Here is a 16,079-nt window from a genome sequence, read left to right on the forward strand (position 1 = left end):
GGACCCCCATGAGCCGCCTTCAGACCGCCTTCGACGCCATCGACAAGGCCAATGCCGCCGATCCGCACCTGGACGAAACCGGCCAGCCCAAGGAACTGCTCTATGGCCAGCGCATGACGGCCGAGCAGCAGGCGCTTTACCCCGACGCCTCGGAGGCGCTGCAAATCGCCTGCCGCGGGCAGCATGTCGAACGCTGGCTGCTGCCGCGCGACGCCTATCCGATGGACCGGCCCGGCTATCTGGCCTGGCGCACCGAACAGGGCCGCCGCCATGCCGCCCGCGTGGCCGGGATCATGCGCGAGGCGGGCTATGACGACGAACAGATCGCCCAAGCCGAAAGGATGCTGACGAAACAGGGCATCAAGCGCGACGCGCAGGTGCAGGCGCTCGAGGATGTGGCCTGCTTCACCTTCATCCGCTGGTATCTCGGCCCCTTCGCCGAAACCCGCGACCCCCAGGAGCTGCACCGGATCGTGGAAAAGACCGCGCGCAAGATGTCGTCCCAGGCGCGGATGATCGCGTTGAAGGAATTCGACATCCCCGAACCCTTCGCGCAGGCCTTCCGTGGCTGAGCCCCTGCCCAACGCGCTGCCCGACGCGCTGATCGTCGCCCATGGCCAGCCGGGCGATCCCGGCCCCCAGCAACGGGCGGCCGAGGCGCTGGCCGCCCGCGTCCAGGTCCCCGGCACGACCGTCCGGGGTGCGACGCTGGCCATGCCGGGCGCGCTGGACATCGCCCGCGACGAGACGCTGATCTATCCGCTGTTCATGGCGCAGGGCTGGTTCACCCGCAGCGAACTGCCGCGCCGCCTGGCGCTGGCCGGCGCGGCCGGGGCCCGCATCCTGCCGCCCTTCGGCGCCGATCCCGGCCTGCCCGCGCTGTGCCGGCGCCTGCTGGACCAGGCCGCCGCCGCCGAAGGCTGGGCGCTTTCCGAAACCCACATCCTGCTGGCGGCCCATGGCTCGGGCCGCTCGCGCGCGCCGGCCGAGGCGGCGCAGGCCATGGCCCGCGACCTTGCGCCCCTGACCGTGACCTGCGGCTTCATCGAGGAAGCGCCCTTCATCGCGGACGCCGCCCGCCATCTGCCCGCACGGGCGATCTGCCTGCCCTTGTTCGCCACCCGGGCCGAGCATGTCACCGACGACCTGCCCGCCGCGCTGCAAGCCGCAGGGTTCCAGGGCATCACCCTGCCCCCGGTCGGCATGGCCGCCGAAGTCCCCGCCATGATCGCCGCAAGCATCAGGGCCGCCCTGTCCGAGCGGCCCTGATGTTCACCGTTTTCCAAATACCCATGCGGCCGCGCGGCGGGGCGACTACATCGCCGCCAGTTGCGCCAGGGCCGCCCTGATCCGCGCCAGATCATCCTCCAGCGCCACAAGCTTCTCGCGGGTTTCCTCGATCACCTCGGGCTCGGCGTTCTCGACGAACTTCGGATTGCCCAGCCGGTTGCGCAGGCCCGCGGCGTCCTTTTCGGCCTTGGCGGCGGCCTTTTCCAGCCGCGCGGTCTCGGCCTTGACGTCGATCATCTCGCCCACCGGCAGGGCAAAGCTCGCCCCCAGCGCCGCGACCGAGATCATGCCCGGCCCCATCGCCCCCGCCTGCGGCGGATTGACCCGGGCCAGCCGCTCGATCAACGCGCCGTTTGCCTCCAGCGCCGCGCGCGCGGCCGCATCGGCCTCGGTCACGATCAGGTCGGGACGCGCGCCCGCCGGCACGCCGATCTGCGCCCGGGCCGAGCGGATGTTCTCGATCAGCGCAATCACCCAGTTCATCTGCCGGTCGGCCTCGGGGTCGATCAGTTCGGCGCCGTAACCCGGCCAGTCGCCATGCACCAGCAGCCTGGCCCGGTCGCCGGTCAGCGCCCAAAGCTCTTCGGTGACGAAGGGCATGATCGGGTGCAGCAGCGTATAGCACTGGTCCAGCACCCAACCCATGGTGGCCCGCGTCTCGTCCGCGAACGCGCCGTCGAACAGTGGCTTCGAGAATTCCACGTACCAGTCGCAGACCTTGCCCCAGACAAAGGCGTAAAGCCCGGTCGCGGCGTCGTTGAAGCGGTAACTGGCCAGCGCCTCGTCGGTCGCCATGCGGACGCGGGCGACCTCTCCGATGATCCAGCGGTTGACGACATGCCGGGGCTCGGGCCGGGCGACGCCGCCGCGCACGCCGTTCATCTCGGCAAAGCGGCTGGCGTTCCAGATCTTGGTGACGAAGTTGCGGTTCGCCTCGACATGCTTCGGGCCGAGCTTGGGATCGCGGCCCATGGCGGCCATGCTGGTCAGCGTGAACCGCAGCGCGTCGGCGCCGTATTCGTCGATCAGGGTCAGGGGGTCGATGACGTTGCCTTTCGACTTCGACATCTTGGCGCCCTTTTCGTCGCGCACCAGACCGTGGACATAGACCGTGCGGAACGGCACCTGCCCGACCACGGCCAGTTGCATCATCATCATCCGGGCGACCCAGAAGAAGATGATGTCGAACCCGGTGATCAGGGTCGAGGTCGGGAAATAGCGCCGCAGTTCCGGCGTGTCCTCGGGCCAGCCCAGCGTGCCGATGGGCCACAGCCCCGAGGAAAACCAGGTGTCCAGCACATCGGGATCGCGCCAGACCGGATAGACGAGCTTCGTCGGATCCTGCGTCAGGTTATAGTCGGCCAGCCCCTGCGCAAAGGCATCGACGGCCGCCTCGCGGTCCTCGACCTCGACCACTCGGGCGATTTCCAGGGGCTGGGGCAGTTCGGCCAGCGCATCGCGAAACTTGTCGGCCACGCTCTCGAAATTCGCGGCGCATTGCAGGATCTCGTCGCTATGGACCAGCCCCTCCTCGAGCAGCGCGAAGATCTCCACATCGTCCAGCGCGCCGTCGTGGTCGTCATCGACCTGGCCTTCCAGCCGCAGGTCCAAGCCGTACCAGACCGGGATCTGGTGGCCCCACCACAGCTGGCGGGAGATGGTCCAGGGCTCGATATTCTCCAGCCAGTGGAAATAGACCTTTTCGTGCTGTTCCGGCAGGATCTTCGTCGCGCCGGACCGCACCGCCTCCAGCGCCGGGCCGACGATCTTCGGCGTATCGACGAACCACTGGTCGGTCAGCATCGGCTCGATCACCACGCCGGAACGGTCGCCGAAGGGCTGCATGATCGGCTTGGCTTCGACCAGGGGTCGGCGCTCCAGATGCTCGGCGCCGGTTTCCCTGTCGATTTCCTTGTGCAGATAGGTGACGGCCAGCCCCTCGCCGGTGATCGCCTCGACCACGCGCTTGCGGGCCTCGTAGCGGTCCAGGCCGCGCAATTCCTCGGGCACCAGGTTGACCGCGGACACGTCGCCCACGTCCTCGCCCCGCGCCGCCCGCGTGGCGATCTCGGCGCTTTCCTCATAGCTCAGCCCGTCCGCGCGCATGGCGCCCTTGCCGTCCATCAGCGCATACAGCGGAATGCCGTTGCGCATCGCCACGGCATAGTCGTTGAAGTCATGCGCGCCGGTGATCTTGACCGCGCCCGAGCCGAAATGCGGGTCCGGGTAGTCGTCGGTGATGATCGGGATCAGCCGGCGATGCTGTTTCGGCCCGACCGGGATTTCCACCAGCTTGCCGACGATGGGCGCATAGCGGGCGTCGTCGGGATGGACCGCGACCGCGCCGTCGCCCAGCATGGTTTCCGGCCGCGTGGTGGCGATGCTGATATAGTCGCGCGTCTCGCGCAGGGTGACGTTGCCGTCGGCGTCGCGCTCGATGTATTCATAGGTCTCGCCGCCGGCGAGCGGATACTTGAAATGCCACATATGGCCGGGCACCTCGCGGTTCTCGACCTCGAGATCGGAAATCGCGGTCTCGAAATGCGGGTCCCAGTTCACCAGCCGCTTGCCGCGATAGATCAGGCCCTTGTCGTACATGTCGACAAAGACCTTGATGACGGCGTCGTGGAAGTTGCCGCCCTCGCCTGCTGGCGCGCCCGGCGCGCCCGACATGGTGAAGGCGTTCCGCGACCAGTCGCAGCTGGCGCCCAGGCGCTTGAGCTGGCCAATGATGGTGTCGCCGGATTCCTGCTTCCAGGCCCAGACCTTCTGCAGGAAGGCCTCGCGCCCGATCTCGCGCCGGCCCGGCTCCTGCCGCTCGGCCATGCGGCGTTCGACGACCATCTGGGTGGCGATGCCGGCATGGTCCTGGCCGGGCTGCCACAGCGTGTCGAAACCGCGCATCCGGTGCCAGCGCACCAGGATGTCCTGCAGCGTGTTGTTCAGCGCGTGGCCGATGTGCAGGCTGCCGGTCACGTTCGGGGGCGGGATCACCACCGAGAAGCTGTCCGCCCCCGGTTTCGCATTGGCGCCGGCGGCAAAGGCGTTTTTCGCCGCCCATTCCCCGGCGATCCGCGCCTCGGCGGATTGCGCGTCGAAGTTCTTGTCCATGGCCATGTCGCTCACCCCTTGAATTGCGAAAGGGGATAGCGAAACCAAGGCCAAAGGCCAAGAGGCGCTAGCGGAACCGGGCCGGAATCCCCTCGGCAAAGGGGAACCAGCGATACCAGGGCCGCGCCCCTTCGATCACCCTCTGGACCGAAGCGCGGCCGGCCAGCCGGTCGAAATAGGCCATCAGCCGGGAATGCCCGGCAAAGGGGTGGATGGCGCCGGCATAGAACAGCGCCGGAAACGCCGCGCAATCGGCCAGGCCGAAGCCGCCCGCGATCCAGTCGCGCCCGTCCAGGCGGCGGTCCAGCGCGGCATAGGCCAGCTCCAGCTTGGACCGCGCAAAGGGCGCCACGCGGTCCTCGGCCCCCTCGCCCATGAAGATGCGGGCATCGACGATCTGCTGCATCATCTGCATGACCTGGAAATCCAGGAAACGGTCCCATTGCCGCGCGACCAGCGAGGCATCGGGGTCCGGGTCCAGCAGGCGCTGCGGCCCGGGATGGTGCCGGTCCAGCCATTCGATCATCAGCGAGCTTTGCGACAGCACCCGGTCGCCGTCGCGCAGCGCCGGCATCCGGCCCATCGGCTCCAGCGACTGCATCAGCGCGCGGTCCTCGGGCTGGCTCAGATCGACGGTCCGCAGGGTGAAATCGGCGCCGGTCTCGTAAAGCGCGACCAGCACCTTCTGGTATAGGAGGACAGCGGATGACCGAACAGTTCGAGCATCAGTCGGCCTTTCCGAAATGCCTCGGCCGGCCACAAGGCTGGCGGGCGAAATACTCGGGGGTCTCGTCCCGCCCGGCGGTCGTCTCGACGCGACAGGGCTGGCCGGCCTCGTCGCAGACCCAGCGGATGCGCAGGTCGCGGACATAGCCGCGCGCCAGCTCGGGCACCCAGTCACAGGTCGCGATCTCATCCATCGCTCACTCCTGTCGGGCGAATTCGGCGTCGATCACGATGGGGATCGGCGCGGTGAAAAAGGGGCTCATGCCATAGGCCTGCGGGTCGATCTGCGTTTCCGCATGGACGCCCAACAGGTTGCGGATCACCGGATTGCCGTTCTCGTCCCCGGTATAGCCCTGGCCGGCGCCGACCAGTTCGACCGCGAAGGTCGCCGGATGGGTCCGGCCCATCAGCGTCAGCTGCCCCGACACGATGCCCTTGGTGTCGCTTTCGGGAGTGAAGCTGTCGGACACGAAACGCGCCACCGGATCGGCCGCGACATCCAGGTAGTCGGCGCCCTTCAGCGCCTCGGCAAACCCTTCGACCGGGGTCGAGATCGAGCCGACCTGCACCTCGGCCCTGAGCCCGCTTTGCGCCGGGTCCTCGGGATGCCACGCCAGTTCGCCCGAAACCCGGTCGAAACGAAACACGCTGTAGGAAAAGCCCATGTGCGGCACCCGGGCGATGACCGCGCTGTGATAAGGGTCAAGGCGGTAATCTCCCGCCTCGGCGGCGTGATAATCCTTCCGGCCCTGCGGTATGTCCTGGGGCTGCATCTCTTGCGCCGCCACCGGGGCGGCGCAAAGGGCGCACAACAGCAGCGCGGTCCGGATCATGACGGCGCATGTTCCTTTGGGCCGACCAGGGCGAAATGCGCGCCCTGCGGGTCGCGGGCGACCGCGATGAAGGCGCCGCCCGGCACCTCGGTCGGGCCGTGCAGCACCGTGCCGCCGCCGTCGTGGATGCGCTGAATGGCCTCGGCGACGCCGTTCACGCCGAAATAGGGCAGCCAGGTCGGTACGGGCGCGTTGCCCTGGCCCATCATCCCGCCGATCTCGGCCCCCTGCCAGCGGAACAGCTGATAGGTGCCCATCTCGCCCATGTCGAGCGCGTCACCCCGGGTCCAGCCGAACAGCTCCGAATAGAACTCGAACCCCGCCCCAGGGTCGGGGGACATCAGTTCAAGCCAGTTGCCGTGGCCGTCCTTCTGCTGGTTCCAGGCACCGGCCTCGACCGGCGGGCGCGGATCCATCGGGCCGGGCTCGAGCAGCCCGCAGACGGCACCCTGCGGATCGGCGACAATGGCGAAGCGCCCGGTTCCGGGGATCGGCTGCGGACCCATCAGGACCTTGCCGCCCAGGGTCTCGACCTTGGCCACGGCGGCGTCGATCTCGTCCACGTCGAAATAGACCGTCCAATGCGGCGGCACGCCGCTGCGATCCTCGGGGGTTTCCATCAGGCCGGCGACCATGTCCCCGCCCTGGCTGGCCAGGTGATAGTCAAAGCCCGGCACGCCCGCATCCTTGCAGGTCCAGCCCAGAAGGCGGTTGTAGAAGGCCTCGGCATCGGCAAGCCCGCCGCGCAGGGTCGCGAGTTCGAACCAGCAGGGTTTTCCGTGAAACATGACCGCCCCCTTCAGCGCTCGTCCACGACGGGTTCGAACCCGCCCCACATCATGCGCATGCCGTCGAAGGGCATCTCGCCCATCTTCTGCATGTCGGGGTCGGACATCATCTTTTCATAGGCGGCGTCGGCCGTGGCCTTGTCGGGCCATTCGATCCACGAGAAGACGACGCTTTCGTCCTCCTTGGCCTGGGTCGCCATGTAGAAGTCCGTGACCTTGCCGCGCGGCACGTCGACCCCCCAGGCCTCGACCATCCGCAGGGCGCCGAAGCGCTTGAACATCGGCGCGGCCATCTTGGCGTGGTCGATGTATTTCTGCTTGTTCGCGGTCGGCACCGCCAGAAGAAATCCCGAATAATAGGTCATGATGCGTTCCCTCCTGTCCCGGCACGGATGTACCGGCCCGAGTCGAAGGCTGGCACTTGAAGTATCAAAATGCAACTGGTAATATTGTTTCATGACTGAACCTGGCAAAAACCCGCGTCTGCGATACGAAGAAGGCTGCCTTGGCGCCCATGCGCTGAACCTGGTCGGCGACCGCTGGGCGCTGCTTGTCGTGCGCGAACTGATGTTTGCGCCCAAGCGGTTCCAGATGATCCGCGCCGGGCTTCCCGGCATCACCGCCAGCGTGCTGACCCAAAGGCTGGCGCAACTGACGCAGGCGGGGGTGGTCGCGCATGATGCCGTCCTGGGCACCTATGCCCTGACCGAGGCCGGCCGCGCCCTGCATCCCGTCCTGCGCGAACTGTGCCGCTGGGCCTTGCTGATGCCGGGGCACGATCCCCGGATGTTCATCAGCATCACGGCGCTGATGATCTCGATCTCGGCGACGGTCGATGCGGCGCGTGCGGCGGGATCGGGGCTGCGCGGCGCCTTTCTGTCGGGGAAAGAGGGGTTCGAGGTCGTCTTTTCGCCCCAGGGCGCGCCGCAGGTCGTGGCCGCGCGCGAGCCACGGGGCGATTTCCTGCTGGAGGGGACGGGCAATGCCCTGGCCGCCGCGGTCTATGGCCCGGGACCCGTGACGCTGGCGGGCGCGGGGCTGGTTTCCCTGCGCGGCGACAAGGCCGCCGCGCAGGCGTTCACGGATCTGTTCAGCCTGCGGCCTCAGACCAGGTCCAGCAGCGCATCGCCCGAGGACAGTGCGCAGGTGCCGGGGCTTTCCTCAACCTGAAGCTCGGTCACGGTGCCGCCATCGACCAGCATGGCGTAGCGCTTGGAGCGGCCGTTGATCCAGCCCGCGCCCTCGATGTTCATGCCCAGGGCCTTGGTCCAGCTGCCGTCGGCATCGGCGAGCACCTCGATCCCGGCATCCGCGGCGCCGGTCGATTTCGCCCAGGCGCCGGCGACGAACGGGTCGTTCACCGTGATGCAGACCACGCGCGAGACGCCCTTTTCGCGGAACTTGTCCACGTTCTTCACAAAGCTCGGCATGTGGCTGTTGTTGCAGGTGGGCGTATAGGCGCCGGGAACGGCAAAGATCGCCACCCGGCCCTGCGCCAGATCAGAGACCTCGACCGTCTCGGGGCCGTTTTCGCCCAGTTTCACCAGCTTGCCCTGGGGCAGCGTGTCACCCTTTGCGATTGCCATGCGCTTTCTCCATGAATTGCATCGGTTCGGGGCGGACTATAGGGTTCGCCCCGCGAAACACCAGCGAGGGCGTAAGATGAACATCGTGATCCTGGGGGCGGGTCAGGCGGCGGCCTCGCTGGCGGCCAGGCTGCGGGCACTGGGGCATGGCGGGCCGATCACCGTGATCGGCGACGAGGCCGCGCCGCCCTATCAGCGCCCGCCCCTGTCCAAGGCCTATCTGCTGGGCCAGATGGACCTGGACCGGCTGACCCTGCGCGCGCCGGACTGGTGGGCGGACCAGAACATCGCGCTGCGCCTGGGCGAAACCGCGACCGCCATCGACCGCGACGCCCGGGTGGTGAGAACCGACCGGGGCGAATACCCCTATGACCGGCTGGCCCTGACCCTGGGGGCCCGGCCGCGCCGCCTGCCCGCGGAGATGGGCGGAGAGATGCCCGGCGTGCATGTGGTCAGGAACCTGGCCGACATCGCCGCGCTGCGCCCGGCGCTGGCCCCCGGTCGCCGGCTGGTGGTGATCGGCGGCGGCTATATCGGGCTGGAGGCCGCCGCCGTCGCCCGCAAGCTGGGCCTGGCGGTCACGCTGGTCGAAGCCGCGCCCCGCATCCTGGGTCGCGTCGCAGCAGCCGAGACCGCCGACATGATCCGCGACCTGCACCGCACGCACGGGGTCGAGATCATCGAGGGCGTGGGCATCGCGCGGATCACCGGCGATACGGCGGCGAACGGCGTGGCGCTGGCCGACGGTCGCCACCTGCCCGCCGACCTGGTGATCTGCGGCATCGGCGTTTCGCCCGAGACGGCGCTGGCCGAAGCGGCCGGGCTGGAGATCGACAACGGCATCGCGGTCGATGCGCAGGGCCGGACCTCGGACCCGGCTGTCTGGGCCGCGGGCGATTGCGCCAGCTTTCCGATGTCGCGGGGCCGGCTGCGGCTGGAAAGCGTCGGCAATGCCATCGACATGGCCGAGGCGGTGGCCGCGAACATGCTGGGCGCCGGCGCGGATTATACGCCCAAGCCCTGGTTCTGGTCCGATCAGTTCGACGCCAAGCTGCAGATCGCCGGGCTGAACCTGGGCTATGACAGGGTGGTGACGCGGCCCGGCGCCAACGGCGGCTCGGTCTGGTATTTCCGCGACGGCGCGCTGATCGCGGTCGACGCGCTGAACGACCCGCGCGCCTACATGATCGGCAAGCGGCTGATCGAGGCCGGGCGGTCCCCTGCCCCCGAGGCCATCGCCGAGGCCCCCGACCTGAAGGCCCTGCTGTGAGGATCATCGGCGGCACCCTGCGCGGGCTGAGGCTGGCCGATGTCGGCGCGGGCGACCCTGGCGCGCATCTGCGCCCGACCACCGACCGGGTGCGGGAATCGATCTTCAACCTGCTGGTCAATGGCGTTCACGGCGACCCGATCCCGGGTGCGCGGGTGCTGGACCTGTTCGCGGGCACCGGCGCGCTGGGGCTTGAGGCGCTGTCGCGGGGCGCAGCGCGCGTGGCCTTTGTCGACGATGGCGTGGCGGCGCGCGGCCTGCTGCGCAGCAACATCGAAAAGGCCCGGGCGATGGGCGTGACCGACGTGTGGCGCCGCGACGCGACCCGGCTGGGCGAAAACCGCGGTGCGCCCTATGGGCTGGTGTTCCTGGACCCGCCCTATGGGCTGGGCCTGGGGGAACGCGCGCTGGCCTCGGCGCTGGCCGGGGGCTGGATCGCCCCGGACGCCATGATCGTCTGGGAGGAGGCCGCCCCCCCGCCCCCGGTCGCGGGCCTGGCCCGCATCGACCAGCGCAGATACGGCGACACCACCGTCACCCTGCTGCGCCCCAAAAACGCCTGACTGGACCGTCTAGCTGGACCGATCCAGCTTGGTCGACAGGTGGATCAGGCTTTCGGACGACCTGACGCCGGTCAGCCCGCCGATCTGGTCCAGCACGTCGTCCAACTGGCTGGTCGAGGCCGCGGCCAGTTGCAGCAGCAGGTCCACGCGGCCGCTGGTGGTGTGGATGCGCTCGACTTCGGGCATGTTGCGCAGCCGCGACAGGATGCCCACCTGCGAACGCGGCTCGATGGTCAGAAGGCAGGTGGCGCGGATGCGGTGTTCGCGCGCGGAATCGCCCAGCCGCAGCGTATAGCCCGCGATCGCGCCCGAGGTTTCCAGCCGTTCCAGCCGGGCCTGCACGGTCGAACGCGCGACCTTGAGCCGCCGCGCCAGCACCGCTACCGAAAGCCGCGCATCCTGCGCCAGATGGGCGACAATGCCCCGATCAAGATCATCCACGCTGTTCCGCCTGTCATTTCGACGATGTTTTCGTCATATTTACCGATGCGGCGCACCATTTCCACCCTTTTGGGTGCTGCGCCTGACCGGTCCCGGCGCGATCCTGAAGCCAGGAACAAAGGAGACGCCGATGGGACTGACCGAGGGGCGTGGCCCCCGCACCCTGTGGAACAACCCCGCCCAGATCATCCGCGCGCTGGCCCCGGATCACCCGGTCATGGCCTTTGCGCCTTCGGTCCTGCGCGACACCGCGCGTCGCTTTCTGGACGGTTTTCCGGGGCTTGTCACCTATGCCGTCAAGGCCAACCCCGACGAATCCGTGATCCGCGCCCTGTGTGCCGAAGGGGTCGGCGGCTTCGACGTGGCCTCGCCCTGGGAAATCGACTGGATCGGACGCCTGGCGCCGGGGGCTGCGCGGCACTATCACAACCCGGTCCGCGCGCGGGCCGAGATCTGCCATGCCCTGGCGGCCGGCATCCGGTCCTGGTCGGTGGACAGCCACAGCGAACTGGACAAGCTTTTCGCCGAACTGCCCGCCGGCGGGCACGAGATCGCCGTCCGCTTCAAGCTGCCGGTCGGCGGCGCCGCCTATGACTTCGGGTCCAAGTTCGGCGCCCTGCCTGAACTGGCGGCCGCGCTTTTGCGCAGTGCCGCCGACCATGGCCATCTGCCGTCCCTGACCTTTCATCCCGGCACCCAATGCACCGATCCGCAGGCCTGGCGGGCCTATATCCAGACCGCGGCCTGCATCGCGGCGGCGGCGGGCGTCCGGCCGCGCCGGCTGAACCTGGGCGGCGGCTTTCCCTCGCACCGGGTGGCGGCGGCGGCGCCCGACCTGCCCGCGATCTTCGCCTGCATCCGCGAGACCCATCGCGCGGCCTTTGGCGAGCATGCGCCCGAACTGGTCTGCGAACCGGGACGCGGCCTTTGCGCCGACGCGTTTTCGCTGATCGCCCGGGTCAAGGCCCTGCGCGACGGGCGCGACGTGTTCCTGAACGACGGCGTCTATGGCGGGCTGACCGAACTGCCGCTGATCGGCAATCTGGACCGGATCGAGGTGCTGACCCCCCAGGGCACCGTCCGGCGCGGGCGGGTCCGGCCCCGGCCGGTCTTTGGCCCGACCTGCGATTCCGTCGACCGCCTGCCGGGCGAACTGCCCCTGCCCGCCACCCTGCGCGAGGGCGATTATGTGATCTTTCATGGTGCAGGTGCCTATTCCACCGTCACCAACACCCGTTTCAACGGCTTCGGCCAGGTTTCCCATCTGACTGTCAGGACAGTTTCGTAAGGCCGCAACTTTTCATTCGTATTTTCGTTCTAGTATAAGGCCATGGAAAACAGCACCCCACCCCGCACCCTGGTTGTCCTGATGGATGGCACCTTCGCCTCGCTGACCGAAGGACGGGGTTCCTCGATCGCGCGGATCCACGGGATGCTGTCGGGCGACATGGGCCCACCGGGCGGCCAAGTGCTGCTGCATTACGCGCCGGGCCAGCAATGGGCGGCTTGGCGGACGGTGCCGGAACTGGTGTCGGGCGCGTCGCTGGACTGCAACATCCGCGCCGCCTACGGCTGGCTGGCGCAGACCTGGCGGCCCGGCGACCGGCTTTATCTGTTCGGCTATTCGCGCGGCGGGGTCGGGGTCTGCGCCCTGGCCGACATGATCGCGCGCATCGGCCTGCTGACGCCCGATCAGGCCACCGGCGACGCCGTGCTTTGTGCCTGGAACATCTATCGCCACTGCCCGGGCGAGCGGCTCGACCCGGCGCGCTGCCATGACCATGTGCCCGTCCGCATGGTCGGGCTTCTGGACACGGTCATGTCGCTGGGCCTGCGCCTGCCCTTCCTGTGGACCCTGTCCGAGCCTGATTTTTCCTATGCCAAGGGCCGGCTGGCCCCGAACGTGGAACATGGCGTCCATGCCCTGGCCCTGGACGAAACCCGCGTCGCCTTCGCGCCGATCCTGTGGGACGATGCCGACGGCCGGGTCCAGCAGATGTGGTTCCGCGGCTGCCACCCCGACGTGGGCGGCCAGCTTGGCGGGCAGGAAACCGCCCGGCCGCTGGCCAATGTGCCGCTGGTCTGGCTGCTGACCCAGGCCGAAGGGCTGGGCCTGCCCCTGCCCGAAGGCTGGCGCCGCCATCACCCCTGCGACCACGGCGCACCGGCGGTCGGCTCGTGGCGCAGCTGGGGCAAGATCTTCCTGACGCGCGCGCCGCGCCGGGTTGGCTCCGATGCATCCCAGGCCCTGCACCCCAGCGTCGGACCCTATGACGGCCCGGCGCTGCTGACCGGCCACTTGGCCGCCGCCGCGCGTCCCGGCCGCGCGCGCCGGTTGCGCCTGCGCCTGTCCGGGCCCCGGGGCATGGACCCCTCGGCCCCGGCCTGAGGCGGCAGGACCATCTTTCCAGGATCATCGGAGACCCCTGGCGCGCTGCTCGGATCAGCCCGCTGGCAGCAGGGCCAAAGCCCCTCAGGCGACGTCCGGCATCGCCCCCCGAGGCGGGACCACGCCAAGCGCCGCGCAGACCTTCTGCACCAGGTCCGGCTTGTTCAGCGTATAGAAATGCAGGCTGTCCACACCCCCCGCCACCAGGTCCGAACACAGCTGCACGCAGGTTTCCAGCGCCAGTTGGGCCTCGCCCGCCTTGCCGGCGGCGGCAAAGGCGTCCTCGGCCCATTGCGGAACGGACGTGCCGCAGCGCTCGGCAAAGCGGCGGGTGCCTGCCCAGCTTTGGATCGGCAGGATGCCCGGGATGATGCGCGCCGTGATCCCCGCGCGTTCGCACTGGTCGCGAAAGCGGAAGAAGGTCTCGGCGTCGAAAAAGAACTGGGTGATCGCGCTGGTCGCCCCGGCGTCGGTCTTGCGCTTCAGCCAGGCCACGTCGGCGGCGGTGTCGGGGCTTTCGGGATGCGGCTCGGGATAGGCGCCGCAGCGGATGGTCATGTCTCCGCGCGCGGCAATCGCCTCGATCAGTTCGACGGAATTGGCAAACCCCTGGGGATGGGGGGCGAAACGGTCCTGCCCTTGGGGCGCATCGCCGCGCAGGGCCACGATTTCATGGACGCCGGCGGCCGCGTAATCGGCGACGATCTGCATCGTCTCCTCTCGTGTGGCGTCCACGCAGGTCAGGTGGGCTGCGACGTTCAGTCCGTAGTGGCTGGCCAGCGCCGTCACCGCCTCGTGCGTCAACTGCCGCGTGGTGCCGCCCGCGCCATAGGTCACGCTGACGAAGTCCGGCCCCAGCGGCGCCAGCGCGCGCGCGGTTTCCCACAGGCGGAAGGACTGGTCCAGCGTCTTGGGGGGAAAGAACTCGAAACTGAGGGCGGGCGTCGTCATGGCACTATCCTTTTGTCGCAAGGCTTGTGACACGATGCGGGACGTGAGACAAATTCATAATCCTCAAGATCGTGATGAGGCCGGCTCAAGATGCATCTGGAACTTCGCCATCTGCGCAGCCTGCGCGCCATCCATGAACAGGGCGGGCTGGCGCGCGCGGCCGAGCTGCTGAACCTGACCCAATCGGCCCTGTCCCACCAGATCAAGGCGCTTGAGGAACAGGCCGGGGTCGAACTGTTCCTGCGCAAGACCAAGCCTCTGCGCCTGTCGGCGGCGGGAATGCGCCTGCTGCGCACCGCCGAACAGGTGCTGCCGCTGATCGACGCCGCCGAGGCCGAGTTCCGCGCCGTGGAACTGGGCCGGGCGGGCCGGCTGCATGTCGCGATGGAATGCCACCACTGCTTCGACTGGCTCTTGCCGGTGCTGGACCAGTTCCGCCGCGCCTGGCCCGAGGTGGACCTGGACATCCGCCAGAGCCTCGCGCTCAAGGCGCTGCCGGCGCTGGTGCGGGGGCAGGTGGACCTGGTGATTTCCTCGGACCCCGAGGAAATGGAGGGCGTGACCTTTCAGCCGTTGTTCGACTATGCGCCGACGATGGTCGTGCCGGCCAGCCACCCGCTGGTCGCCAAGGGTTATGCCGAACCGCAGGACCTGGCGGCCGAGACGCTGATCACCTATCCCATGGACCGCGCGCGGCTGGACGTGTTCTCGCAGTTCCTGGACCCGGCGGGGGTCGAGCCTGCCCATCACCGTCAGGTCGAACAGACGGCGGTGGCCCTGATGCTGATCGCCTCGGGGCGGGGGGTGGCGGTGATGCCTGACTGGGTGCTGCGCGCCCATGCCGGCAACCCGGAACTGGCGCTGCTGCCGCTGGGGCCGCAGGGCATGCTGCGTCGGCTTTACGCCGCGGTGCGCGCCGACGACCTGGGCCAGCCCTTCGTCGCCCATGTCCTGCGGCTGGCCCGGACCGAGCCGGTGCGCATGATGCGGGGCTGAGTGCTGGCGTTCGCCCGCAGGATGCGTCACTGTTCCCACCGTCACCGCAGGGGAGAAGATCCTTGATCGCGCCAACGCTGTTTCTGCAAAGGCTATCCACCCGGATCGCGCGCAAGCTGGGCCGCGATCCGGCCGATCAGGCCGTTGCCGCCGAGGTGGTCGAGGTCTCGCCCGACGAACAGGCGCAACGCCCCGCGGCCTTTGCCCTGCCTGGCCAGCTTGAGCGGGTCAGGGCGACCGCCCCCGATACCACGCTGGAGAACGAGATGGCGCGGATCACGGGCGGCACGGTCCGCCATGACGCGACCCGGGCCTATCGCTTTCGCGACCTGCAGTATTTCGACGGGTTCCTTTACTGCGGCGGCATGCGCCGCCAGCAGGTCGTCCGCCCCGAGCCGCTGCTGGGCCGCGGCCCGGTCGAGGAGATCGACCGCTGCTCGCTGCCCGGCACCACGGTCGGCGACCAGTTCTTCGGCCATTTCCTGATCGACGATTCCGCGACCGCGCTGCTGGCCGAACGCTTTGCCCCGCCGCGCCTGCCCCGACCGACCGCGCGCCAGGGCTGGTCCCATGCCCTGCGCTATCGCGAGCGGCTGGGCATCGCCATCCCGCCCGTGGGCCATGCCCTGATCCGCGATGCCTGGGTGTTTCGCGACCACGGCATGACCGCCGACCGCCGCGCCCGCCTGGCCGAGCTGCGCCGCCGGATGCGGGCTGGCGGCGGGCGGCGGTCCGGGCACGGGGTGTTCATCCGCCGCACCGGCGGCCAGGCCCGCAACCTGGCCAACGAGCCCGAGATCGAGGCGCTGCTGGCGGCGCGGGGCTTCGACATCGTGGATACGGCCAGCCAGCCCGTCGACCAGATCGCCGCCCTGCTGCACGGCGCGGCCGTGGTCTGTTCGGTCGAGGGCAGCGCCTTTGCCCATGCCCTGCTTGGCATGGCGGACGGCGGCGCCATTGTCGCGATCCAGCCGCCCTGGCGGTTCAACAACCCGTGGAAGGACTATACCGACGCCCTGGGCCTGGGCTACGGCTATGTGCTGGCCGAAGGCGGTGCCACGGATTTCCGGCTGAACCCGGACGACCTGCTGCGCACGCTGGACCTGGCGGGGGGCTGACATGGGCCGGCATCCCC

18 protein-coding genes are annotated in these 16,079 nt (G+C 69.0%); 9 read left to right on the plus strand and 9 right to left on the minus strand.

What is annotated here, in order from left to right:
- Positions 1-8 precede the first annotated feature (8 nt).
- Positions 9-572 carry a DUF4202 domain-containing protein gene (locus BU28_RS0121115; protein WP_028721201.1) on the plus strand — a complete coding sequence of 188 codons (564 nt, stop codon included), beginning with the start codon at positions 9-11 and terminating at the stop codon, positions 570-572.
- Positions 565-1,269 carry a CbiX/SirB N-terminal domain-containing protein gene (locus BU28_RS0121120; protein ID WP_036763986.1) on the plus strand — a complete coding sequence of 235 codons (705 nt, stop codon included), beginning with the start codon at positions 565-567 and terminating at the stop codon, positions 1,267-1,269. The genes BU28_RS0121115 and BU28_RS0121120 overlap by 8 nt, the downstream gene beginning before the upstream one ends.
- A gap of 45 nt (positions 1,270-1,314) precedes the next feature.
- Here the strand turns inward: BU28_RS0121120 and BU28_RS0121125 are convergent, their stop codons facing one another.
- The 6 genes from BU28_RS0121125 to BU28_RS0121150 all read right to left on the minus strand — a co-directional run bounded on the left by BU28_RS0121125 (position 1,315) and on the right by BU28_RS0121150 (position 7,113).
- Complete coding sequence (locus BU28_RS0121125) at positions 1,315-4,407, minus strand: valine--tRNA ligase (RefSeq protein WP_028721203.1); 3,093 nt, start codon at positions 4,405-4,407, stop codon at positions 1,315-1,317.
- A 61-nt stretch (positions 4,408-4,468) separates the two neighbouring features.
- Positions 4,469-5,083: a glutathione S-transferase family protein gene (locus BU28_RS24035; RefSeq protein ID WP_051578367.1), complete on the minus strand. Its 615-nt coding sequence runs from the start codon at positions 5,081-5,083 to the stop codon at positions 4,469-4,471.
- A gap of 43 nt (positions 5,084-5,126) precedes the next feature.
- Positions 5,127-5,321: a thioredoxin domain-containing protein gene (locus tag BU28_RS0121135; protein ID WP_028721204.1), complete on the minus strand. Its 195-nt coding sequence runs from the start codon at positions 5,319-5,321 to the stop codon at positions 5,127-5,129.
- Between the two features lie 3 nt (positions 5,322-5,324).
- Entirely contained in the window at positions 5,325-5,960 is a 636-nt protein-coding gene (locus tag BU28_RS0121140) for a YceI family protein (protein ID WP_028721205.1), read from the minus strand.
- Positions 5,957-6,748, minus strand: coding sequence for a VOC family protein (locus tag BU28_RS0121145; protein ID WP_028721206.1), 792 nt, complete (start codon positions 6,746-6,748; stop codon positions 5,957-5,959). Before BU28_RS0121145 ends, BU28_RS0121140 begins: the two co-directional genes overlap by 4 nt.
- Positions 6,749-6,759: 11 nt before the next feature.
- Positions 6,760-7,113 (minus strand): DUF1428 domain-containing protein, encoded by a 354-nt coding sequence (locus BU28_RS0121150; protein ID WP_028721207.1) that lies wholly within the window; start codon positions 7,111-7,113, stop codon positions 6,760-6,762.
- Positions 7,114-7,204: 91 nt separating this feature from the next.
- Here BU28_RS0121150 and BU28_RS0121155 point away from each other — a divergent pair, with 91 nt between their 5' ends.
- On the plus strand, positions 7,205-7,918 hold the full coding sequence (locus BU28_RS0121155; protein WP_028721208.1) for a winged helix-turn-helix transcriptional regulator: 714 nt from the start codon (positions 7,205-7,207) through the stop codon (positions 7,916-7,918).
- On the opposite strand, the gene BU28_RS0121160 is transcribed toward BU28_RS0121155, so the two are convergent.
- Positions 7,852-8,334 (minus strand): peroxiredoxin, encoded by a 483-nt coding sequence (locus tag BU28_RS0121160; protein ID WP_028721209.1) that lies wholly within the window; start codon positions 8,332-8,334, stop codon positions 7,852-7,854. The genes BU28_RS0121155 and BU28_RS0121160 overlap by 67 nt on opposite strands.
- Positions 8,335-8,410: 76 nt before the next feature.
- Between BU28_RS0121160 and BU28_RS0121165 the strand changes: the two genes are divergently transcribed.
- A complete protein-coding gene (locus tag BU28_RS0121165) occupies positions 8,411-9,604 on the plus strand; it encodes an NAD(P)/FAD-dependent oxidoreductase (RefSeq protein ID WP_028721210.1) in 1,194 nt (397 codons plus the stop codon).
- A complete protein-coding gene (gene rsmD, locus BU28_RS0121170; protein ID WP_028721211.1) occupies positions 9,601-10,167 on the plus strand; it encodes a 16S rRNA (guanine(966)-N(2))-methyltransferase RsmD in 567 nt (188 codons plus the stop codon). Before BU28_RS0121165 ends, rsmD begins: the two co-directional genes overlap by 4 nt.
- 9 nt (positions 10,168-10,176) lie before the next feature.
- Here rsmD and BU28_RS0121175 read toward each other — a convergent pair whose 3' ends face one another.
- The gene (locus tag BU28_RS0121175) at positions 10,177-10,608 is read right to left on the minus strand and encodes an Lrp/AsnC family transcriptional regulator (RefSeq protein WP_028721212.1); all 432 of its coding nucleotides are present in this window, start codon (positions 10,606-10,608) and stop codon (positions 10,177-10,179) included.
- A gap of 130 nt (positions 10,609-10,738) precedes the next feature.
- Here BU28_RS0121175 and BU28_RS0121180 point away from each other — a divergent pair, with 130 nt between their 5' ends.
- Positions 10,739-11,896 (plus strand): type III PLP-dependent enzyme domain-containing protein, encoded by a 1,158-nt coding sequence (locus tag BU28_RS0121180; RefSeq protein WP_028721213.1) that lies wholly within the window; start codon positions 10,739-10,741, stop codon positions 11,894-11,896.
- Between the two features lie 42 nt (positions 11,897-11,938).
- Positions 11,939-12,997: a DUF2235 domain-containing protein gene (locus BU28_RS24040; RefSeq protein WP_081791499.1), complete on the plus strand. Its 1,059-nt coding sequence runs from the start codon at positions 11,939-11,941 to the stop codon at positions 12,995-12,997.
- Between the two features lie 84 nt (positions 12,998-13,081).
- Here BU28_RS24040 and metF read toward each other — a convergent pair whose 3' ends face one another.
- Positions 13,082-13,948, minus strand: coding sequence for a methylenetetrahydrofolate reductase [NAD(P)H] (gene metF / locus BU28_RS0121190; protein WP_028721214.1), 867 nt, complete (start codon positions 13,946-13,948; stop codon positions 13,082-13,084).
- Positions 13,949-14,038: 90 nt separating this feature from the next.
- Here metF and BU28_RS0121195 point away from each other — a divergent pair, with 90 nt between their 5' ends.
- Together BU28_RS0121195 and BU28_RS0121200 are read left to right on the plus strand one after the other, a co-directional pair.
- Positions 14,039-14,944, plus strand: coding sequence for a LysR family transcriptional regulator (locus tag BU28_RS0121195; RefSeq protein ID WP_028721215.1), 906 nt, complete (start codon positions 14,039-14,041; stop codon positions 14,942-14,944).
- A gap of 62 nt (positions 14,945-15,006) precedes the next feature.
- A complete protein-coding gene (locus BU28_RS0121200; protein ID WP_028721216.1) occupies positions 15,007-16,062 on the plus strand; it encodes a glycosyltransferase 61 family protein in 1,056 nt (351 codons plus the stop codon).
- The last annotated feature ends 17 nt before the right edge of the window (positions 16,063-16,079 follow it).

The sequence above is a fragment of the Paracoccus yeei ATCC BAA-599 genome (genome assembly GCF_000622145.1).
Classification (GTDB): Bacteria; Pseudomonadota; Alphaproteobacteria; order Rhodobacterales; family Rhodobacteraceae; genus Paracoccus; species Paracoccus yeei.